The following is a 21,788-nucleotide window of genomic DNA, read 5'->3' on the forward strand; positions in this document are numbered from 1 at the left end:
TCATATGGAATTAGACGCAGTATTGAGGGAAAGAAGAAGCATGAGAAAGTATCAGCCGGACAGGAAAGTGAGCCGTGAACAGGTGGAGGAGATCCTTGAGGCAGCCACCCTTGCGCCGTCCTGGAAGAATTCACAGACAGCCAGATACTATGTGGTTATGTCAGATGACATGCTGAAAAAGGTAAAGGAAACCTGCCTTCCATCCTTTAACCAGACAAACTGCAAGGATGCGCCTGTGCTGATTGTGGCATCCTTTGTTAAAAACCGCTCTGGATATGACAATGACGGAACCCCTTCCAATGAGCTGGGAAACGGCTGGGGCTGCTACGATTTGGGGATGCATAACCAGAACCTGCTGCTGAAGGCAAAGGATTTGGGCCTGGATACCCTGGTCATGGGAATAAGGGATGCTGATAAGCTGAGGGAACTGCTCTCCATCGGGGAGGACCAGGATGTGGTGGCGGTCATTGCCCTGGGATATGGCGCAGCTGACCCTCAGATGCCAAAGCGCAGCACGGCCCAGGAGATTGCCAGGTTCTATTAATCAGCGTGGAGGTAAGGCATGGACAGGATTACTTCCCTATACAAGGGGGCCGGATATCCTGCGCAGGCTCTGGTGCAAATGGATGCTTAACGTGGGTGTGGACCAGGAAGAAGATGTCTTCATGGAGACAGGAAAGCCGGAAAGCGAGATTCGTTTTCCGGCCTTTTTTCACCCCTACGGTTCAAAATACCCCTTCACCACCTCAGCGATTCCCTCAGCCAATGCCCCATGGTTCTTTGCGTCCATGTGAAGCTGGTCTATGCTGCTGGGGCCTGCCAGGGATGCGGCATCCAGGAAAAGACAGCCCTCAGCCTTTGCCAGTTCCTGATAGAGCGGCGCAAGGGCCATTGATTTACCGGTTGCGGTTTCATCAAAACTGACATATGGGCAGTGCTCCATGTCATTTCCTATATGGATAGGGGATATCACCAGAATCTTAGGCTTCTTATAACCCTCCCCATAATCAAATCCCTGTACCGTGTGACACAGGTTTTCCATTCCCTTAGTTATAACCCTGGGCGAGGCATGAAAATGTGCCTTGCAGTCATTAGTGCCCAGGAACAGAATGACCAGGTCCAGCGGTTTATGGCTCTGGAGCGCCATGGGAAGTGCCTGGATGCCGCACCGTCCGGGCTCCAGCGGGTCATCCCAGACCGTGGTGCGTCCGCCCATTCCTTCCTCGATCACATAATATTCAGGTCCCAGAAGAACCTGAAGACGTCCGGGCCAGCGGGTATTTAAGGAATGGCGTCCTCCTTTGGGATTGGTCCCGAATGTGTTGGAGTCGCCGAAGCAGAGAATATTTATCATAGACAGAACCTCCTTATTGCATGGTTTAACTGTTCCTATCAGTAACCACACTTTTCTCCTATGATATCACAAGTAATGGAAAAATGGATTACTTTATGATAAAATAAACGAAACTGTAACAGGAGGAAATATCTATATGGATAAGATTTCTAAGGGATTTGTGGGCAGGACGGTGCGAGCTGTTCTGTTCATTATTCTTATCATTGCATTCTGCACTGCCATATCCAGCGCAGGCATATATCTGGCATCCAGATTTGGGCTGACCCAGTCCAGGGAGCAGGTGCCGCTGACAGCTCTTTACCTGGGAAATGAAGGAAAAGTGGAGCTTCCGGGACGTGGAAAAATGGTGGAGGGAAACGGATGGAGACTGAGAAATTCCAGGGACAGCTATACGCTGACATTGGATAATGCGGTTATAGAAAACGCAGCTGAAAAAAACGCAGTTGAAAAAGATACATCTGAAGAAAACACAGTCATGGAAAATACGGAGTCCTCCCGGCCCGCGGTTGATATAACAGGGGACTTAACCATTGAGTTAAAGGAAGGCAGCGGCAGCTGGCTCCGATCAGAAGGCGCAGGCATACGCATACATTCAGGCACCCTGGTCATCCGGGGAAAGGGAAGCCTGGACATTGAAGCCGGAACAGCAGGCATCTTGGGGAATAGAACGGAAAACAGTCAGGCTGCCCTGCGCCTGGAGGGCGGACAGCTGGATATAAAGGGAACGTATGCGGGAATATCGTGTCCGGAGGTGGATATTGCCGGAGGAACCGGTGCAGTTTCAGCTGCGGGCCAATCCGGAATCGGACTTTATTCATGCAGGCTCAAAGTGGAAGAATCAGAGGGGGAGATAACAGCAGAGGGCAGCGGTGCGGCGGTACTGGCAGGCGGCAGCGGGGAGATGAAGCCATCCATAAAGGTGGATGAAAAAGTGACGGCAGGGCCTGGCAATGTCCGAATCGTGGAGCTTGACGCTGCCCGGTTAGAAAACGCGTCAGGCCATGAGGAAGAAATCGGGGGATGGATGGAAGGCGCGCATTCTGCCCTTCTTACATATTCGTCAGAGGATATGGTTACTTATAATGAAGATACATTCTGTTTTGACGGTTCAGCTAAAATGCTCAGGTTTGCCGCCAAATAAGGAAATAGAACAGATGGAGGAATGAAGATGAATCTTACCGTATTATGCTACAAAAAATGCTCTACCTGCCAGAAGGCTTTAAAGTGGCTGGATGCCAATGGAATTGCCTATGCAGAAAGGCCTATCAAGGAGCAGAATCCCACCCTGGAGGAATTAAGGGAATGGTACGGGATGAGCGGGCTTTCGCTGAAGCGTTTCTTTAATACCAGCGGAAATATCTACAAGGAAATGTCTCTGAAAGACAAACTGCCGTCCATGAGTGAGGACGAGCAGCTGGCGCTTCTGGCCACGGACGGGATGCTGGTGAAAAGACCGCTGGTGGTGGGAGACGGCTTCGTGCTCACCGGATTCAAGGAGGCGGAGTGGAAGGAAAAACTGCTGTAGAATTTAACACAGTAACATAATCAACCAAACATGAAATGCCGGAAGATGCACCTTATTAAAAGTGCGTTCTCCCGGCATTTTTTCATGATATTTATAGTTCCATGATATTTATTTTTGAATGATATGTATGGAACACGCAGTAAGGAACAGACATTTTTATGCCTGGTCAGCCGCCACCAAATCATCCAGGGTTCCAAAATGATACCCCATTTCCTCCCACTTGGTCAGGAGTTCATCCAGAATCTGCCCGTTTGTCTTGGAGGTGCTGTGAAGCAGGACAATGGCGCCGGGGTGAATGCGGGTCAGCAGCTTTTTGAAGGCCTCCTCTTTGGTTGGCTGCTTATCTTCATACCAGTCCACATAGGCCAGACTCCAGAAAAAAGTCTTATAGCCCATGTCATTGGCCATTTTCAGGTTGCTTTCACTGTATTTGCCCTGGGGGGGACGGTAATATTTTTTCATTGGCTGTCCCGTTGTCTGCTGGTACAGGGTTTCCAGGTCATTCAGTTCCTTTTCAAAGGCCTCCTTGGTGGAGATTTTCGACATATCCGGATGGTGGAAGGTATGGTTTCCCACATTGTGGCCCTCGGCTACCATTCGTTTTACCAGGTCCGGGCTGGTCTGCAGATAATTTCCAACCAGGAAAAAGGTGGCGTGTACATTGTGTTTTTTCAGGGCGTCCAGGATGGCGGCTGTGTTTCCGTTTTCATAACCGGCGTCAAAGGTCAGGTAGATGACCTTATCCTGGGTATTCTGGGCATAGTAGGCATTGAACTGCTTCAGATAGTCCGCGGTGGCATTTCCAACGGGCATCTGACCCTCGCCCGGGAAACTAAGTCCCCAGTTGCCGTCGGCTGATGTGGTCACTGCTTCGGGAGGACGATTGTATTCCACTACCTGGGCAGCCAGCCGTCCGGCACAAAAGGCCAGGGCAAACAGAAGGGTGGTCTGTAACAGCTTCTTCATGGGAAGTCTTCTGAGTCTGTTTTTCATAAAGGATAGGTCCTGTTTCAGAAGTAATTACTTTAAATATATAGAAACAGAGGCCGTATTATTCCCGGAACCAGCAAAAGAAGGGGTTTTGCTTACCGTGGGGGAGGTATTGCCGGAGACTGCGGCGGATTCCGGGGGTTGATAAAAACGGGGACGATCCACGGATAATCAGGTACCATAATCCGGCATATAAATCACCATTGTTTTATTATTTCGGATTTGTTATAATGAATTACATCTATAATGTTTAATCGGTTTAATCTGCTTTAGACAGCAGGTCCGCTGCGGGGCATATTCGCCATTTTTCCATGGTTCTGAAGCATAGCTGAAGATAAGTCTGGCGCTAAACGCCGGGAACAGGGACTACTGGGTTCTTTTATGCCGGAGCAATACAGAGGAGTTTGATTATGACACAATATGAGATATTAAAACATTATTTTGGTTATGACACATTCAGGGATGGGCAGGATGTGCTGATCCAGAGCATTCTGGAAGGAAGGGACGTGCTGGGAATCATGCCCACTGGGGCCGGAAAATCCCTTTGTTATCAAATCCCTGCCCTTATGATGGATGGAATCACGCTGGTCATTTCCCCGCTTATTTCCCTGATGAAGGACCAGGTAAGCAGCTTAAACCAGGTGGGAATCCTGGCTGCTTACATTAACAGTTCGCTGACAGCGGCACAGTATTATAAGGTACTAGACCTGGCCAGGGCCGGCAGATATCCGATTATCTATGTTGCTCCGGAGCGCTTGATGTCTGAGGATTTCCTGCGGTTTGCACTGAGCAGCCAGGTAAAGATATCCATGGTAGCTGTGGACGAGGCCCATTGCGTATCACAGTGGGGCCAGGATTTCAGACCCAGTTATCTGAAAATAGTGGATTTCATAAACCAGCTTCCGGACCGGCCCGTTGTAAGCGCATTTACAGCCACCGCCACAGCGCAGGTGCGGGATGACATCATCGACATACTCATGCTCAGAAATCCCCAGGTCATGACCACGGGCTTTAACCGGCCGAATCTCTACTTTGGCGTACAGTCCCCCAAGGATAAATATGCCACCATGGTAAATTACCTGGAACGCCATAAGGGGGAAAGCGGTATCATCTATTGCCTGACCAGGAAAGTGGTGGAGGAGGTCTGCAGCCAGTTGATTCGGGAAGGATTTTCCGTTACCCGGTATCATGCGGGCTTAAGCGACAGTGAGCGCAGGCATAACCAGGAGGATTTTATATATGACCGGGCCCAGATCATGGTTGCCACCAATGCCTTTGGCATGGGGATTGACAAGTCGAATGTCAGGTTTGTGGTGCATTATAACATGCCGAAGAACATGGAATCGTATTACCAGGAGGCCGGCAGGGCAGGAAGGGATGGTGAGCCCTCAGAGTGCATCCTTCTGTACGGCGGCCAGGATGTGGTAACCAATCAGTTCTTTATTGACCATAACCAGGACAACGAGGCGTTGGACCCCGTAACCCGGGAGATTGTCATGGAGCGGGACAGGGAACGCCTGCGGAAGATGACATTTTACTGCTTTACAAATGAATGCCTGAGAGATTACATACTGAGATATTTTGGGGAGTATGGAAGCAATTACTGCGGCAATTGCTCCAACTGTCTGAGCCAGTTTGAGACAGTGGATGTGACGGATATTTCCCGGATACTGATTGGATGTGTGGAGAGCTGCCGGCAGAGGTACGGAACCAATGTGATTATTGATACGGTCCGCGGTGCCAACACAGCGAAGATACGCAATTACAGGATGGATGGGAACCCGCATTATGGGGAGCTGGCAAATGTACCGGCCTACAGGCTGCGCCAGGTTATGAACCATCTGATGCTGAACGGATATCTGGCAGTGACAAACGATGAGTATGCGATTGTGAAATTGACAGGAAAGTCAAAGGGGATCCTGGAAGAAGGAGAGCAGGTGGTCATGAAGATGGCCAGGGAAGCGGAGCATCCCGCCAAAGTGGCCGGCGCAAGTGCCGGAAAGGGAAGAAAAGGCAGGAAGGGGCTGGCCGCAGCGGGAGGCGCAGAGTTTACGGAAGCAGACGAAATGCTGTTTGAGAAGCTGCGCGCTGTCAGGACAGAGATTGCAAAGGAAGAAAAGGTGCCGCCTTATATTGTATTTTCAGATAAGACTTTGACTCATATGTGCATCATGAAGCCGGCTACCAAAGCGGAGATGCTGGATGTTTCAGGCGTGGGAGAGTTTAAGTATGAGAAGTACGGGGAGCGTTTTTTGGCTTGTGTGCAGGCGGAAATGGATAACCAGCGACAGTGATGCGTTCGACGACTGCCGCTGGAGTAAAGAAAAGCAGAAACGGCTGGCAGGCTGTTCTGCTTTCTTTATTTGTTTAAACAGTCAGTTTTTCAAAATTTAAAAAGAGCTGCAGAAAGCAGTGGTCTGACAGAAGAATTTTACAGGAATGTAAGGGAATAGAATAATTGATTAAAATGATTAAAAAATTGTTGTATAAATGAGAAAAAGTGATTGACATATATGCATAATTGCTATATTATAATGGTAGTAAAAACGCAAACAAAGAAAAACATCTAATAAATTTTAACTTATCTTGCATTTTTAATAATTAAATAATTAAATCAATTAAAATGAGGAAACAGAAATGAAGTATTTTCTGGACAGCGCAAAACTGGATGAGATTCAGTACGCTTACAAAACATTTGGCATCGACGGTGTAACCACAAACCCTCGCCACATTATGCTGAGCGGCAAGCCGTTCATGACCGCGATCACCGACATTGCGAACTGGATCAAGGAAGAAGGGCTGGAAGGTATCGATCGATTCCCGGTATCCGTAGAGATTAATCCGCATCTGGATGATGCAGATGAGATGATCGAGATGGCAAAGAAGGTTGCTGCGCTCAGCCCGAACTTTGCAATCAAGATTCCGTGTACCGAGGCGGGCGTTACCGCTGCAAGAAAGCTGGAACAGATGGGCATCCGCACCAACGTGACTCTGGTATTCTCCCCGGCACAGGCTATTTTCGCGGCAAAGAACGGTTCCCTGTTCGTTTCTCCGTTCATCGGCTGGAAAGAGGCAAACGGCGAGGACTGCAAAGAATATATAAAGAACATTGTCGAGATTTACAAGAACTATGGTTTCTACGGCAAGACTGAGATCATCTGCGCTGCCATCCGCACTCCGAAGCAGATCGTTGACTGTGCGGTAGCAGGTGCTGACATCGTAACCACTGGTCTGGCAGTATATCAGGATGCCATGAAACACGCATACACCCATCAGGGTCTTGAGACTTTTATCAATGCGTGGGACAACACCATCACCGAGTAAGAAGAATTGTTGCGCGTCCCGATGGGGCGTCTGGTCAAGAATAAGGAGAAAACATCATGAAAATCGGATTTATCGGTCTGGGCATCATGGGCGAGTCCATGTGCGAAAATATTGTTAAAAAGCATGATGACACGGTTTATGTATTTGACTTTGTAAAAGAGAAGGTTGAGCTGCTTGCATCCAAAGGTGCGGCTGCCTGTGCAGACAGTGTGGAGCTGGCTGAGAAATCAGACGTCATCATTTCCATGGTTCCGAAATCAGAGCATTCCCGGTCCGTGTATACTGCGATCCTTGGAGTACTGAATGAATCCAAGATCTGTATCGACATGAGCACCATTGATCCAAGCGTATCCGTTGATATTTCCGGGATGGTAAAGAAGACCGGCGCTCAGTTCATGGACGCACCGGTTGTAAAATCCAAACCGGCTGCAGTCGCAGGAAAGCTCGGCATCTATATGGGCGGCGATGAGGATGTGTGCGAGAAAATGCGTCCAATTCTGCTCTACATGGGCGAGAACGTGATTCGTATGGGCGGAAACGGCAAAGGACTTGTTATGAAGATCTGCCATAATGCGCTGGTTACCCAGATTCAGAATGGCGTAAACGAGACTCTGGCTCTTGCACAGAAAAACGGAATCTCCATTCCGGATTATGCAACCGCAATCTCCTATGGCGGCGGACAGAACTTCTATCTGGACGGCCAGGCAGCGAAGCTGGCAGCAGAGGATTACACCACTGCATTCTCATTTGAAAATGCTGCAAAGGACGTAAATATCTGCATGAACCTTGCAAAAGAGTGCGGACTTGACATGCCGGGAGAGGCAAACGTTCAGAAGGTTTACCAGAAGGGTATGGAGATGGGCATCGGCAAGGATGACTGGAGATCAACCTTCAAACTGGTTAGAGGCTATTAGAGAAAGGCGGAGTTTCTATGTTAAAGCATCTGAATGAAGTAAATGATGTGAAGATCCGTTCCGTAAAGGATCCGGAGTTCGCACCGTTTGGCCGCATTGTAACCGGTTATGATTTTTCCGGTCTGATTTCATACATGGAGAGCAGCACGGAAATCCCGGAGAGCGGAAATATTTACCATGCCTCCGAGCCGGGACTGGAGGCAGATCCGGTCAAAGCGCAGGTGGAGAACGGTCTGTACGGCGGCATGGAAGTGGAAATCGGCTACTGCAACGGACGCAACACCACCTACAACGGTTTTGAATATCACAAGGGCAGCGAGCTCAACATTGCAGTGACGGATTTCATGCTGGCACTGGGCCACAGCTGGGAGATCAGGAACAATACCTACCGTGTGGAGGATGCCCGTGTATTCTTTGTGGAAAAGGGCACCGCCATCGAAATGTATCAGACCACCCTGCACCTTTCCCCATGCCGCGTGACGGACGAGGGATTTAAGGGTATCGTGCTCCTTCCGAAAGGAACCAATACTCCGCTGACTGCGAAGCCGGATCAGCTGGAGCCGGAGAACCGTCTGCTTTTGCAAAAGAACAAATGGGTAATCGCTCATCCGGAGAGAGAACCTCTGATCAGACAGGGCGCATTTCCGGGGCTTCTGGGCGAGAACAAAGAACTGAAATATTGAGGATATTCCTATGAAACTTGTACATAACGGCACAGATTGGTCGCTGGTGAACGGTAATAAGACCATTCTGTCACAGAAAATCGGAAAACCGGTGATTTACGTGGGCTGCGGACAGGAAAACGTATATATGTACCGGGGCAACTTTAAGATTGAGGATTATGTGATCGAGCGCCGTCCGCTGGCAGCATTGGTGGTAAAAGTGGATGAGAATGGAGCGGAGATTGACTTTGGCGGCGAGATGACGATGGTGATCCGTCTGGATGGTGATCTGGCTCAGCTTTCCTTTACAAATGTAAATCCTGCGATCAACCGCTTCTGGTTCCGCGTCGATGCGAAGGAAACCGAGCACTGCTATGGCTGTGGAGAGCAGATGTCCTACTTCAATCTGCGCGGAAGACATTTCCCGCTCTGGACTTCCGAGCCGGGTGTGGGACGTGACAAAACAACTTACGTAACCTGGCGTTCCGATGTGGAAAACGGCGGAGCAGGCGGAGATTATTACAATACTAATTACCCGCAGCCGACCTTTGTATCTTCCGAGCATTATTATCTCCATGTGGATTCTACCGCATATGCGGACTTTGATTTCCGCAATCCGGATTTTCACGAGCTGCAGATCTGGGAGGTTCCTGCTTCGATCCGCATCGAGGCGGCAGGCAGCTTTCTGGAACTGCTGGAAAAGGAGAGTGCATTTTTCGGACGTCAGACGGAGCTTCCGGAATGGGTCTACAACGGACTGATCATGGGCGTACAGGGCGGAAACGAGCGTTCCTTCGGGCTCATGGAAAAAACTCTGGAAAACAGAATCAAGGTTTCCGGGGTCTGGTGTCAGGACTGGAGCGGCAAGCGCGTCACATCCTTCGGCAAACGTCTTCAATGGGACTGGCATTTCCATCAGGAAATGTATCCGGAGCTGCCGAAGCATATTGAAGAGCTGCACAAACGCGGAATCAAATTCCTTGGCTATGTCAATCCGTACCTGGTAAATGACGGTGAGCTTTACAAAGAAGGTCTGAAAAAGGGCGCATTTGCAAAGAAGAGCGATGGAACCGAATATCTGGTGGATTTCGGCGAGTTCTACTGCGCAGTGGTGGATCTGACGAATCCGGAAGCATACCAGTGGTTCAAGGACGAGGTCATCAAAAAACACAGTCTGGATATCGGAATTGATGGATGGATGGCAGACTTCGGCGAGTACCTTCCGACAGACGATATCGTTCTTCACAGCGGAAAATCCGCAATGATCGAGCATAATCACTGGCCGGCTTTATGGGCACAGTGCAACTATGACGCGCTGGCTGAGACCGGAAAGCTGGGCGAGGTTGTCTACTTCATGCGTGCCGGCGCGACGGGAAGCCAGAAGCACTGTACGCTTCTCTGGGCAGGAGACCAGTCTGTTGACTTTACCATCCATGACGGTCTTGCAACCGTAATTTGTGCGGCACTGAGTGCGGGCATGATCGGCTGCGGTCTGTCACACAGCGATATCGGCGGTTATACTTCTCTGTTCGGCAATACCCGCACGAAGGAACTGTTCCTTCGCTGGGCGGAGATGGCGGCATTCACTCCGGTGATGAGAACCCACGAGTGCAACCGCCCGAACGAGAATTTCCAGTATTACGATGACGAGGACTGCATGAAACAGCTGGCGCGTCTGGTTGACGTTTACACCATGCTGGCTCCGTACATTAAAACTCTGGTGGCGGAAAATGCGGCAAAGGGTGTTCCGGTACAGCGTCCGATGTTCCTGCATTACGAGCAGGATCTGCGCTGCTACGACATCCAGTATCAGTACATGCTGGGCAGCGACATGGTGGTGGCTCCGGTGTATCAGTCCGGACAGGCAGAATGGCCGGTATACCTTCCGGAAGGTGAGTGGGTTCATTTGTGGACCGGCGCAGAGTACGGACAGGGCGATTACAGCGTGGCGGCTCCGATGGGAGATACACCGGTATTATACCGGAAGGATTCCGTATGGGCAAAGCTGTTTGAATCGATTCGTGAAAAATACGGGAAGTAAAAAACTATGATGAATTTAGTCTGTTTCTATCTGGTGATATTTCTGTCGAATATTATTCACGGAATCACCGGATTTGCGGGAACGATTCTCGCAATGCCGTTCGGTCTGATGCTGGTCGGATATGCGACAGCGAAGCCGGTACTGAATGTGCTGGGACTGCTGTCGGGAATATACGTGTTCGTGGGCTTTCATGACAGCGTGAATTGGAAAGAACTGAAAAAGATCGTTGTGGTGATGGCGGCAGGAATTGTCGGAGGCATTCTTATTCGGGGAATGTTGGCTGGTAGGGAACAGATGCTTTACCGGATTCTTGGTATATTTGTTATATTATTATCAATCCAGGGACTGGCAAAACAGTTGCAGATACCTGGCAGTACGCAGCAGCAGAAGGATGTCTTGATTCAGACACATGATACCCCTCTTCTTTACCTTCTGCTGGCTGCTGCCGGTATTATCCACGGGATTTTCGTTTCGGGAGGACCGCTTTTAATCGGTTACCTGACACGAAAAGTCCGTGATAAAGTCAGCTTCCGAGCAACTATTTCAACCATATGGATTTTTCTGAATTCCCTGATTCTGTTTGATGATATCCGGGCGGGGCTTTGGGATCTGCATCTGGTAAGCATACAGCTGATCAGCGTTCCGTTTATGCTCGCCGGCATGTTTATCGGGGGAAAGCTGTATGCGATCATGAGTCAGAAACTGTTTATGGTGATTACTTACATTCTCCTGCTAATTTCCGGTGCATACTTGTTGATGAAATGACGAATGGCGAAAAGGCAAAGGACGCAAAAAGGAATCGTGTTATCTCCAAAATAAGTTCCCGGCTGCTTTCGGCCGAGCTTATCGTATAAAACTAAATAATTATTTTCAGGAGGGCTTTACATTATGAAAAAGAAAGTTTTGGCACTGGCACTGGCGATTACCACTGCAATGTCTCTGGCTGGCTGCGGGGGCAACTCAGGCAGCACGGCATCAACTACCGCGGCAGCAGCTTCTGCTGAGACCACTGCTGCAGCTCTCTCAAACTCCGGGGCAGAAACCATCAAGATTATCTGCCCTTACGGTGTAGGAGGAACCGCAGATGTAATCGCAAGAAAGTATGCGCTGGTAGCAGGAAAAACACATCCGGAATATAACTTCATTGTAGAAAATATGACTGGCGGTGACGGTTTTGCAGCAGCAAACTATTATACTGATCAGGATGCTTCGACAAGAGAAATCCTTGTTTACGGTTACGGCGTTGCGTATCGTCATGACTTGGGCAAGAAATATAACACCGAAGTTGTTGACTTTGACCGTGCAGATATCTACCCGGTAGCAACCGTAGACGACAGAACCTGGATTATGTACACCACTCCGGCTCAGACTCTGGAGAGCATTCTTGCAAAGGCGAAAGAGGGCGGCATTAAGATGTCTGGCGGTAATCCGCTGTCTGATCCGCATCTGGCTTTAGGTTCCCTGATCGCTCAGGAAGGCGGTAAGGTAATGGTAGTTCCTTATGATGGGGGCGCAGCTCAGAAGAAAGGTCTGACAGATGGCGAGGTTGATGTATTCGTAGGAACTACTCAGGCAGCTTTGGAAGATGTAGAGGCAGGCACCATGATTCCGATCCTTGCATTCTCTGAGAGTGCATTCGAAGGATTCAAAGGCCCGAACGGCGACATTCCGGTTCCGGGTATCGCAGGCGATGCAAAGGCTCCGGAACTTGATGCTTCCAAGGATTACACCGGTTCCATTCTTGCAGCAGGCGGCTTCGTGGCAGTCCGCACCGGCGCAGATCAGGCATGGATCGATGAGATCGTTCAGATTTCCAAGGATGTATGGGCAGATGCTGAGTACAGTGACTGGATCAGCGAGATCATGCTGAACAAGTGTGAGATCTATGGTGAGGATGCTGTGAAACATCTGGAATCTGCATGTGAGAAGGCAGTCGCTGCATTTGATACACTGAGTGGACAGTAAAAGAGTAGCGATTGACAATAAAACGGCGAGGCTGTCTTTGGACAGCCAGAAGCCTTCGTTCATTAGGAGAAAGGATATATTCGGATGAAATTCAAAATTAAAACGAATCTTTGGTCCGGCATTATCATGGGGGTATTCGGTGCAGTTATGCTGTTCGTAATGCCGAATCAGGTACGTCTGCCGATGTTTGACTCAGGCGCGCCGAGCCCGCGTATTATCCCGGGTATCTGCCTGGCAGGGACACTGATTTGTTCCGTGATTCTGCTGATTGAGAGTCTGGTCTTCAAGAAAGAAAAAGAGATTGAGTTTGACTGGGCAAAAGAGAAGCCATGTATTTTTCTGATTGTGCTGCTTTGTGCATTTGTGGCACTGATCATCAACATCGGATTTATTCCGGGGGTAGTGATTATCTTCCCGATCATGTTGTGGTACTGCGGCGAACGGAAACCGTTCATTTACATATTCACACTGGCAGCAGGAATCGGAATATTCTTCCTGTTTTATTATGTGTTCCATATTTCACTGCCGGGAATTCCGGGATTTGGAGGTTGATGATATGGGTGATTTTCAGCAGGTTATACTTGCGGTTACGCAGGTATTCACAGTTGTAAACCTTTCTGTAATATTTGGCGGTCTGGTTCTTGGTATGATCGTTGGATGTATTCCGGGACTGAGCGTAACTCTTGGTATTATTCTTCTGCTTCCGCTGACCTATTCCTTTTCCTCTCCGGATACAGCGATCATTTCCCTTCTGGCTGTATACGTAGGAGGTATGTACGGCGGTTCCATCAGTGCGATTACTCTGAATACACCCGGTACGAACTCGGCGATTGCGACAACCTTTGACGGTTATCCGCTGGCAAAGAAAGGTAAAGTAAAAAAGGCGCTGGACACATCGCTGTTTGCATCCGTATTCGGCGGTCTGTTCTCCGCAATCCTGCTGTTGGTTTGCGCTTCTTTCATTACAAAGCTGGTATCCAGATTTGCATCGGTTGAATATTTTTCAATGGCAATCCTCGGTATCTCTTTGATCGCAGGTGTAAGCGGCGACAGCCTTCCGAAGGGAATTATGTCCGGTCTGCTGGGTATCCTGATGGCGGCAATCGGTTCCGACGCTGTAACCGGCGTTATGCGTTTTACCTTTGGCATTGATGCACTGAAGTATGGCATTGACATGCTTCCGGCCATGATCGCGCTGATCGCATTGACTCAGGTGGTTCAAAAGCTGAGAGATTTCGTTCTGGCAGAAGGACAGCTAGATGATGTCACAAAAATTGACAATCAGGGAATTACGCGCAGGGAGATGCTTTCCATCCTTCCGGCATGTTTCCGATCATCTGCAATCGCTTCTATTCTCGGTGCAATGCCGGGTGTCGGAGGCGGTGTTGCACAGTTCATGTGCTACAACGAGTGCCGCAGAGCTTCCAAACGTCCACAGGATTTTGGAAAAGGAAGTCTGGAGGGTATCGCGGCGGCAGAGTCCAGTAACAACGCGGTTGTGGGGTCCGCTATGATCCCGCTGCTGACTCTGGGTATCCCGGGCGACGGCGTAACGGCGCTGCTTCTGGGTGCATTCATTCTTCACGGCATCCAGCCGGGCCCGAATATGTTTACTAAACAGGGCGTAATCGCATATTCGATCATCCTGGGATGTCTGGTAGCAAATATTTTCCTGTACCCGATCGGTCTGTTCCTGACCCGCGCGGTGGCGAAGATCGTTCAGGTTCGTTACACCTATCTGGCTCCGGTTATCATCATTTTCTGTTTTGCAGGTGCGTTTGCGGCGACTGGAAATACCAAGGAGCTTGTTCTGACCGCTGCCATCCTGATATTCAGCTATCTGCTGGTGCTGCTGGATATTTCCTCCACACCGCTGATGCTGGGCATGATTCTGGCGGATATCATGGAAATGAACTTCGTAACCAGTATGATGAGCTATGACAGAGATTATCTGATTTTCTTCAAGCGTCCGATTTCCTGTGTCATCCTGATTCTGACGGTTGTTCTGGTTATTTCCATGATCCGCATCAACAAGAAGGTTGAGGCATTAAATCAGGCGCAAATGGAGGAAATCAAAAAAGAGCAGGAAACCATCGGGTAAAGATAATGACAGAAAACAGTCGAATTACAGATTCCTGAAATAGGAATGAAAGGAGTATATCACATGGGTTTTCAGGTTGCATATGTTCCGATTGGTGTAGGTACGTTCCATCTGGAGAGCGCGCAGATCGAGTTCGAAAAATCAATTAAAATGCTTTCTTCCATCACAGAGGAGGGAGTGTATCCAGAGAAAATGCTTCTGACCATGAATGATCTGTCTGCATTTCTGGACACCGTTCATCCGGATCTGATCGTTCTCCAGAATATTACGTTTGCAAATGCGGCGTATGCGGGAGAGGTGCTGAAGCGCTTCTCCTGTCCGATCGTTCTTTGGACGCTGAGAGAGCCGGTAATTGACGGAGGCCGTCTGAGACTGAACTCTCTGACCGGCGCGTATTCTGCGGCAAATGCGATCAAGGCATTCCGGGACGGCGAATTCGAGTATGTATTCGGTTCTCCGGAGGAGAATGAAGTGATTGCAGAGATCGGCGCGGCTGTTCGAGCGGCGAAGGTAAAATATCAGCTGAATCATCTGAAGATGGCTGCGATCGGCCATACTCCACAGGGCTTCGGTTTTGGACGTGCACTGGACGCCGAAATGATGAGTACCTTCGGTGTAACGCTGGAGGCAATCGAGACAAGAGAGCTGATCAATAAGGCAAAGAGCTATTCCGACGGGGAGTGTGCAGAATATCTGGACAAGGCCGGGTGCTGCATGGCTGGTCTGGACAAGACTCCGGATAAGAATGTGAAAGATTTTGCAAAGCTTTACAAGGCATATACCGACTATGTGACCGAGGGTGGAATCGGCGCGGTATCTTCCCGCTGCTGGCCGGATTTCTTCACGGATTTCGGTACTCCGGTATGCTCCGTACTGTCCCTTCTGAATGCGGCAGACGTTTGCGCAAGCTGTGAGGCAGACGTTTATGGTGCGCTCTCCATGTACATCGGTAAGGAACTGACCGGCAATTCCACCTTCTTCGGTGATCCGGTTTCCATGGATGAGAAGGAGAATACCATCACCTTCTGGCACTGCGGTATGGCAGCATGCAACCTGGCACGCAAGGACACCGGCGCAGTGGTAGGCGTTCATCCGAACCGTAAGATCGGCCCGGCGATGGATTTCGGCTGCGAAGCATGTGAGAAAGTAACCGTTTTCCGCGTCGGACGCAAGCCGGACGGCAAATTCCGTTTCTTCATCGCAGATGGCGCGGCTTTGGACAAACCGAAGCAGTTCATCGGAACCTCCATTGTTGTGCGGACTGCAAGTGATGCAAAGGGCGTGGTGCATGGCAGTGTGAAAGACGGTTGGGAGCCGCATTTCGTAGTGATTTACGGCAATGTGGCAGCGGAGCTTGAAAAGCTTGCGCATATGCTGAATGTCGAGGTTTGCCGCTATTAAAACGAAAACTTATGCTTGCCTTATAAAAAATTTACATTTATACTGGTTACAAATACTGAAATCTGAAAGGCGCAGACAGAATTGGGATATATAGGAATAAATCTGGGAAACGTAAAGGTAAGTAACCGCAGTGCGATATTGAAGCTTCTTAATGACCGGGGGGCGATGTCGCGGAAAGACATTGCCGCAGAGCTCGGTCTGACACCGGCTACCGTGACCCTGATCTGTTCGGACCTGTTGTCACAGGGGATTCTTTGTGAAAAAGGAGAACTTGAGGAAGCGAAGCGGGCCGGGCGGAGAAAAGTTCTGATTGATATCAATTATCAGTATCGTTATGTTCTGTCAGTCAGAATTGAAGTGGTTGAAACCAGTATAGCAATCAGTAACCTGAAGGGAAAAGAATGCTACATCACTAAATTGCGTACAGACGGAACCATGGATCCGGAAATGTTTCTGAAGAAAATTGCAAATGAAAGCAAAAGTTTGATGTGGGAACATGGAATTGGAAAAGAGATGGTTCTGGGAGTGGGTGTTTCGGTTCCGGGCACAGTAAATCGAAACCTGGGAATCAGTCAGCATGCATATCGGATATGGAAAGAACCCGTTTCGGTGGGGGATATTTTGAAAGGTTTTTTGAATCTTCCGGTTATTGTTGAAAATAACGTAAAGGCATTTGCTGAGGCTGAACTGATTTACGGAAATGGTCGGGAACAGGAAAATTTACTTTTAGTAAAATGGAGTCCGGGCGTCGGGTCAGCGATTATCATAGGGAACCGTTTGTATGACAGCCAGAATTCAAAAACTGCGGAAATTGGTCATTGCACTATTGAAAAGAATGGGAAGTTATGTGGATGCGGAAAAAGAGGCTGCCTGGAAACGAGGGCAACTACGCATGCAATAGCAGAGGCAGTACGAAGTGTATGTACCGAGCGGACTATGCCCGTTTTATATCAGATGGTGGGCGGAGATATTGGGAAAATCAATGTCGAAAATATTATGCAGTGGATTGAATGCGGTGACGAAGGCATGTGGGCTGTGCTGGATGATATTTTTGAAGTGATGGCGCGTGTTGTTATGAATACAGTTACAATCATTGCTCCTGGTAAGGTTATCCTGTATGGACAGATGTTTGAATCTCAGACTGTGATGAATAGATTTATAAAAAAATGTAAAGAATATGATCCGTCTATATCGGATGATTATCTGGTAAAATCACGGTTGAGCAAAAAAATCGAATATATTGGTCCATTATCGGTTGCAGTAAATGAATTATTGTATCATACGGGAAGTTCGGAAGAGTAAACGGATTACCTTATAAAGCCTGCTAATAAAAAGTCAAGTACTCATTGGAAGGATAGTGGCTTTGTATTGATAACTTCATGGATTTGGGGAATATTAAATAGTAAAAATAACACATTGAAACCAATTCCCATATTGTCCATGAATTCATCAGGAGGAAGGCGCATCCATGAAATTTGACGCAGTTTACTATGAACAGGCTATCTTTGACTACCCTCTGGGCCGGCAGATCAGGGAGGAATACGGGGACCTTCCGTGGATTCCCATTGAGAGCCATAATTCCATCCGGGAAATGCAGGAAAGGCCCAATGACCAGTAATGTTTCTGGAGGTCATATTGATGACCTATTCCTATGTCCACCGGGCCATTAACAGCGAAGCATTTCCCAATGCCCCGGACCTGTATGACAAGGAGCAGATGACAGGCAGGGGACGGGGAAGGTACTGCTACCGGGCGGAATCCAGGGCAGAGGCCCAGATGTATCTGCGGGCGGAGATCCGGCGTGTACTGGGAAATGTCCCTATACTCTATATAAGCTGACATGACCTTCCCGCAGTTTGATTCTGCCGTGTCATTCTTATATCCATTGTGATGTGGACTGGCATGTGCTACTATTGATAATTTATTCCTGCTGGGATTCCTGCTGCTCCTTCACAATCTTTTTCATCTGGGCAATTTCCTTCTCCTGCACATCGATAATATTCTGGGCCATGGTGCGTATCTCTTCATAGTCTGTATATTCCAGGATATCCCTGGCCATATCCACGGCCATCTGATGATGCATGATCATGCCCTCCGCAAAGGCCTGGTCCAGACTGTCTGCTCCTGAGGGATCCGTGTGGCGGGACATGGAGTCATCGGCAAACATTTTGCTGTACTGCTCCAGATAAGCGTCCTCCTTTGTCTGGTCCTTTTTTCCGTCCTTTTCATACGATTTAACCAGATCGTTCATCTGTTTGAGTTCGTCCTTCTGGGCGGTTATGATATCCTGGGCAATGGTTTTTAGTTCATCGCTTTTCCCCTGGTAGCTCAGATAGCTCTCAGACATCTTGATGGCTGCCTCGTGGTGGGGAATCATACCCCGCAGAAAGTCCAGAGAAGCATTTCCTGATTTCTCGCGGATGACCATATCCTCCATCATATTCATCATGATGGAATCCTGTTCGGTCAGGTAACGGCTCAGGTCATCTCCGGATGCATTCATATGTCCGTTATGTCCGCTGTGGCCGGCGGCATTGCCGGAATTTGAGGATGCCTGTTCCTGGGAACCCGTTCCTGTGTCCGCCGGTGACGCTGCGGACGCAGAGGTGCTTTCTGTCTGGCTTTCAGAGGCCTGTCCGGCATCAGAGCCGCTGCGGCTGTTGGCAAACGCGGCTGCCACAGCCACGATGATGACCAGGGCCACGCAGATGCCGATGACCCATGTGCGCATATTTTTGTTCATAATCTCTTTCTCCTTTTATCCTTCAATCTGGTGTATTTAATCTGACATAAATTAGTATTTGCTAAATTTAGGGAAATATTCTCCGGTGCATTTTTGCCGGTGTATTTTTGTTTTCCGAAAGAAGGCAGTTGCAGGTTGTGTTTTATTTGACTTTCACTTATAATGAATCATAAATGTTATGATTTTATTGGTGAAAGGAAACACGATGACGGAAATCAGTGCACAGCCATTTGTGAAATGGGCGGGCGGCAAAAGACAATTACTTGAACAGATAAAAGCGAGACTGCCAAAACATTATAATGGATATATGGAGCCATTTGTCGGCGGCGGTGCAGTATATTTCGGATTACAGCCGGAAAAAGCCATTATTAATGATATAAACGAATCATTGATTAATGCTTACCTGCAGATAAAGATTTCACCAGAAGAATTTGCCGATGCTATTTCAGAGTATGATAAAAGGATAGCAGATGGCGGAAAAGAGTATTATTATAAAGTCCGGGAATTCTATAATGATAAAATGATGCGGGAGGAATACGATATGGAATTAGCTGTTTTATTCGTGTTCCTCAATAAGCACTGCTTTAACGGCCTTTACAGAGTGAACGGAAGAGGCCTGTTTAATGTACCGTATAATAACAGCGTGAGAGAATCGTGCAGTAAAGAAAGCATTTTGGCTGTATCACAGAGCCTGCAGAAGGTGCATATTATGAAAGGTGATTTTCAGAATGCCTGTGATTTGGCAGAGAAGGATGATTTTGTTTTTATAGACAGTCCCTATGCCCCTTTGAATCCAACGTCCTTTGAGTCTTACACAAAGGAGGGATTTGATATCGAAAGCCACAGACGTCTGGCTGCCGTGTTCAGAGAACTTACAGAACGGGGATGTTACTGTATGCTGACAAATCACAATACAGATTTTATCAATCAGTTATATACAGATTTCAACAAAGTGGTAGTGGATGTAAAGCGCATGATAAATTCTGACGGAAAGAACCGCGTGGGTCAGGAGATCATCATTACGAATTATTAGAGGTATATCTATGGAAGAGCTGATGCGGGGAAAAATCCAGGCATATTATGGAACTGATACAAAAAGGCTTTATCTGGGGGACTGTCTTGAGCTGCTGCGGAAAATGAAGCCGGAAAGCGTTGATATGATATTTGCAGATCCGCCATATTTTCTGAGCAATAACGGCATAACCTGCAAAGGGGGAAGAATGGTATCAGTCAATAAGGCATCCTGGGATGAGGGCGGGGATTTTAAGGAAAACCATGCTTTTAACCGCAGGTGGATCCGCATGTGCAGAAGGGTGCTAAGGCCCAACGGAACCATATGGATATCAGGTACGCTGCACAATATATATTCAATCGGAATGGCGCTTCAGCAGGAGCGGTATAAGCTAATCAATAATATTACCTGGAAGAAAACAAACCCGCCGCCAAACCTGGCCTGCCGCTGCTTCACCCATTCCACAGAGACGATTCTGTGGGCCAGGAAGGATGAAAAGAAAGCCAGACACGTATTTAACTATGAGCAGATGAAGCAAATGAATGGCGGGAAGCAGATGAAGGATGTGTGGGAGGGAAGTCTCACCAGGCCGTCCGAAAAGTGGGCCGGCAGGCATCCCACACAAAAACCGGAGTATTTACTGGAACGAATCATTTTGGCGTCCACGGAAAAGGGCGACGTGGTATTGGATCCGTTTTGCGGTTCCGGGACAACCGGGGTGGTGTCCGGAAAGTACGGAAGGCAGTTTATCGGAATTGACAATAACGAAGAATATCTGGATATAGCGAAGAAACGTTTGGAGCATATACAGGAGGCATTGGAGTGGTAAAAAGAGATTTTGACGCATGGCTTAGTAAATTCAGGGCAAGCATTTCAGGGTACCGGTATTACATAGATTTTGAAAAGGTAGTCCGCAATGTGGAGGATATAAAAATCGAGTTAAACATATTAAATTCAATGATAGGTTCTGTGAATATTGAAGATGATTTTGAAAAAATAATAACAAAATATCCGGAAACCCTGTCCTGCATCCCCCTGCTTCTGGCAGTGCGGAGCAATGAAATATATGCCCAGGATGAGGACGGCGCATTTGAGTATAATTTTAAAACAATGAATTATGATATGGATCAATATAAGATATTTATGAGAAAAACAGGATTATTTGACTTATTGCAGAAGCATCTGGTAAATAATCTGGTTGATTATGCGCTGGGGATTGAGACGGGACTTGATTCCAATGGCCGAAAGAACCGCGGCGGACACCAGATGGAAGATCTGGTGGAGAAATATATCATTGCCGCAGGATTTACTAAGGATGAGAACTACTTTAAAGAGATGTATCTTAAGGATATTGAGGATAAATGGGATATTGATTTATCCGCCCTGTCCAACGAAGGCAAGGCGGCAAAGCGGTTTGACTTCGTGGTAAAAACAGAGTCCATGATTTATGCTGTTGAAACGAATTTTTACAGCGGCGGCGGCTCGAAGCTGAATGAAACGGCCAGAAGCTATAAGATGCTTTCCCAGGAGGCAGACACAATCGAAGGATTTTCTTTTGTGTGGTTTACGGATGGTATTGGCTGGAAAAGTGCGAAAGGGAATCTGCGGGAAACCTTTGAAGTAATGGAGCATGTTTACAATATTGACGATATGGAACATTCGATTATGACTGCGTTGCTGGTGTGATGCCAATAAAGGATAGAAAAGTGTGCAGTAATATGATAAAATCAAAAAGCAGAGATAAAAACACAACGCG

Annotated in this window: 21 protein-coding genes and 1 pseudogene; 19 read left to right on the top strand and 3 right to left on the bottom strand. The window is 48.1% G+C overall.

Going from position 1 to position 21,788, the window contains the following annotated elements; all coding sequences use genetic code 11:
- The first annotated feature begins 4 nt into the window (after positions 1–4).
- On the top strand, positions 5–544 hold the full coding sequence (locus G614_RS0112650; protein ID WP_027642237.1) for a nitroreductase family protein: 540 nt from the start codon (positions 5–7) through the stop codon (positions 542–544).
- A gap of 174 nt (positions 545–718) precedes the next feature.
- On the opposite strand, the gene G614_RS0112655 is transcribed toward G614_RS0112650, so the two are convergent.
- Positions 719–1,354, bottom strand: coding sequence for an SGNH/GDSL hydrolase family protein (locus tag G614_RS0112655; RefSeq protein WP_027642238.1), 636 nt, complete (start codon positions 1,352–1,354; stop codon positions 719–721).
- A gap of 136 nt (positions 1,355–1,490) precedes the next feature.
- On the opposite strand from G614_RS0112655, the gene G614_RS0112660 reads away from it, so the two are divergent.
- Together G614_RS0112660 and G614_RS0112665 are read left to right on the top strand one after the other, a co-directional pair.
- On the top strand, positions 1,491–2,495 hold the full coding sequence (locus G614_RS0112660; protein WP_027642239.1) for a hypothetical protein: 1,005 nt from the start codon (positions 1,491–1,493) through the stop codon (positions 2,493–2,495).
- 27 nt (positions 2,496–2,522) lie between these two features.
- Entirely contained in the window at positions 2,523–2,879 is a 357-nt protein-coding gene (locus G614_RS0112665; protein ID WP_027642240.1) for an arsenate reductase family protein, read from the top strand.
- Positions 2,880–3,035: 156 nt separating this feature from the next.
- Here the strand turns inward: G614_RS0112665 and G614_RS0112670 are convergent, their stop codons facing one another.
- Positions 3,036–3,872: a polysaccharide deacetylase family protein gene (locus G614_RS0112670; RefSeq protein WP_002577793.1), complete on the bottom strand. Its 837-nt coding sequence runs from the start codon at positions 3,870–3,872 to the stop codon at positions 3,036–3,038.
- A 407-nt stretch (positions 3,873–4,279) separates the two neighbouring features.
- On the opposite strand from G614_RS0112670, the gene recQ reads away from it, so the two are divergent.
- The 13 genes and pseudogenes from recQ to G614_RS32745 form a co-directional block, all read left to right on the top strand.
- On the top strand, positions 4,280–6,163 hold the full coding sequence (gene recQ, locus G614_RS0112675; RefSeq protein ID WP_027642241.1) for a DNA helicase RecQ: 1,884 nt from the start codon (positions 4,280–4,282) through the stop codon (positions 6,161–6,163).
- A gap of 343 nt (positions 6,164–6,506) precedes the next feature.
- Positions 6,507–7,193, top strand: coding sequence for a transaldolase family protein (locus tag G614_RS0112680; RefSeq protein ID WP_027642242.1), 687 nt, complete (start codon positions 6,507–6,509; stop codon positions 7,191–7,193).
- 56 nt (positions 7,194–7,249) lie between these two features.
- Entirely contained in the window at positions 7,250–8,107 is an 858-nt protein-coding gene (locus G614_RS0112685; RefSeq protein ID WP_002586193.1) for an NAD(P)-dependent oxidoreductase, read from the top strand.
- Positions 8,108–8,124: 17 nt separating this feature from the next.
- Positions 8,125–8,790 (top strand): DUF4867 family protein, encoded by a 666-nt coding sequence (locus G614_RS0112690; protein ID WP_027642243.1) that lies wholly within the window; start codon positions 8,125–8,127, stop codon positions 8,788–8,790.
- Positions 8,791–8,800: 10 nt separating this feature from the next.
- Positions 8,801–10,810 (top strand): alpha-glucosidase, encoded by a 2,010-nt coding sequence (locus tag G614_RS0112695; protein WP_027642244.1) that lies wholly within the window; start codon positions 8,801–8,803, stop codon positions 10,808–10,810.
- 6 nt (positions 10,811–10,816) lie between these two features.
- Entirely contained in the window at positions 10,817–11,575 is a 759-nt protein-coding gene (locus G614_RS0112700; RefSeq protein WP_027642245.1) for a sulfite exporter TauE/SafE family protein, read from the top strand.
- Between the two features lie 123 nt (positions 11,576–11,698).
- Positions 11,699–12,775: a tripartite tricarboxylate transporter substrate-binding protein gene (locus G614_RS0112705; protein WP_027642246.1), complete on the top strand. Its 1,077-nt coding sequence runs from the start codon at positions 11,699–11,701 to the stop codon at positions 12,773–12,775.
- A gap of 84 nt (positions 12,776–12,859) precedes the next feature.
- A complete protein-coding gene (locus tag G614_RS0112710; protein WP_027642247.1) occupies positions 12,860–13,327 on the top strand; it encodes a tripartite tricarboxylate transporter TctB family protein in 468 nt (155 codons plus the stop codon).
- 4 nt (positions 13,328–13,331) lie between these two features.
- Complete coding sequence (locus tag G614_RS0112715; RefSeq protein ID WP_002586199.1) at positions 13,332–14,876, top strand: tripartite tricarboxylate transporter permease; 1,545 nt, start codon at positions 13,332–13,334, stop codon at positions 14,874–14,876.
- Between the two features lie 63 nt (positions 14,877–14,939).
- Positions 14,940–16,277, top strand: a complete 1,338-nt coding sequence (locus G614_RS0112720; RefSeq protein ID WP_027642248.1) for a fucose isomerase — start codon at positions 14,940–14,942, stop codon at positions 16,275–16,277.
- Positions 16,278–16,358: 81 nt separating this feature from the next.
- Entirely contained in the window at positions 16,359–17,579 is a 1,221-nt protein-coding gene (locus G614_RS0112725) for an ROK family transcriptional regulator (RefSeq protein ID WP_002586201.1), read from the top strand.
- Positions 17,580–17,745: 166 nt separating this feature from the next.
- On the top strand, positions 17,746–17,895 hold the full coding sequence (locus G614_RS32740; RefSeq protein WP_242828083.1) for a hypothetical protein: 150 nt from the start codon (positions 17,746–17,748) through the stop codon (positions 17,893–17,895).
- Positions 17,895–18,116 (top strand): annotated as a pseudogene (locus G614_RS32745) (spore photoproduct lyase); the annotation flags it as partial. The gene G614_RS32740 and the pseudogene G614_RS32745, both read left to right, overlap by 1 nt.
- Before the next feature lie 82 nt (positions 18,117–18,198).
- On the opposite strand, the gene G614_RS0112740 reads toward G614_RS32745, so the two are convergent.
- A complete protein-coding gene (locus G614_RS0112740; RefSeq protein ID WP_027642250.1) occupies positions 18,199–19,020 on the bottom strand; it encodes a DUF305 domain-containing protein in 822 nt (273 codons plus the stop codon).
- A gap of 205 nt (positions 19,021–19,225) precedes the next feature.
- Between G614_RS0112740 and G614_RS0112745 the strand changes: the two genes are divergently transcribed.
- From G614_RS0112745 to G614_RS0112755, 3 genes are read left to right on the top strand one after another with little or no spacing between them, the layout of a single operon-like run.
- The gene (locus G614_RS0112745; protein WP_027642251.1) at positions 19,226–20,053 is read left to right on the top strand and encodes a DNA adenine methylase; all 828 of its coding nucleotides are present in this window, start codon (positions 19,226–19,228) and stop codon (positions 20,051–20,053) included.
- Positions 20,054–20,063: 10 nt separating this feature from the next.
- Entirely contained in the window at positions 20,064–20,861 is a 798-nt protein-coding gene (locus tag G614_RS0112750; RefSeq protein WP_027642252.1) for a DNA-methyltransferase, read from the top strand.
- Positions 20,855–21,718 (top strand): type II restriction endonuclease, encoded by an 864-nt coding sequence (locus G614_RS0112755; protein ID WP_027642253.1) that lies wholly within the window; start codon positions 20,855–20,857, stop codon positions 21,716–21,718. Before G614_RS0112750 ends, G614_RS0112755 begins: the two co-directional genes overlap by 7 nt.
- The last annotated feature ends 70 nt before the right edge of the window (positions 21,719–21,788 follow it).

It is taken from the genome of [Clostridium] clostridioforme AGR2157, from assembly GCF_000424325.1.
Classification (GTDB): Bacteria; Bacillota; Clostridia; order Lachnospirales; family Lachnospiraceae; genus Enterocloster; species Enterocloster clostridioformis_A.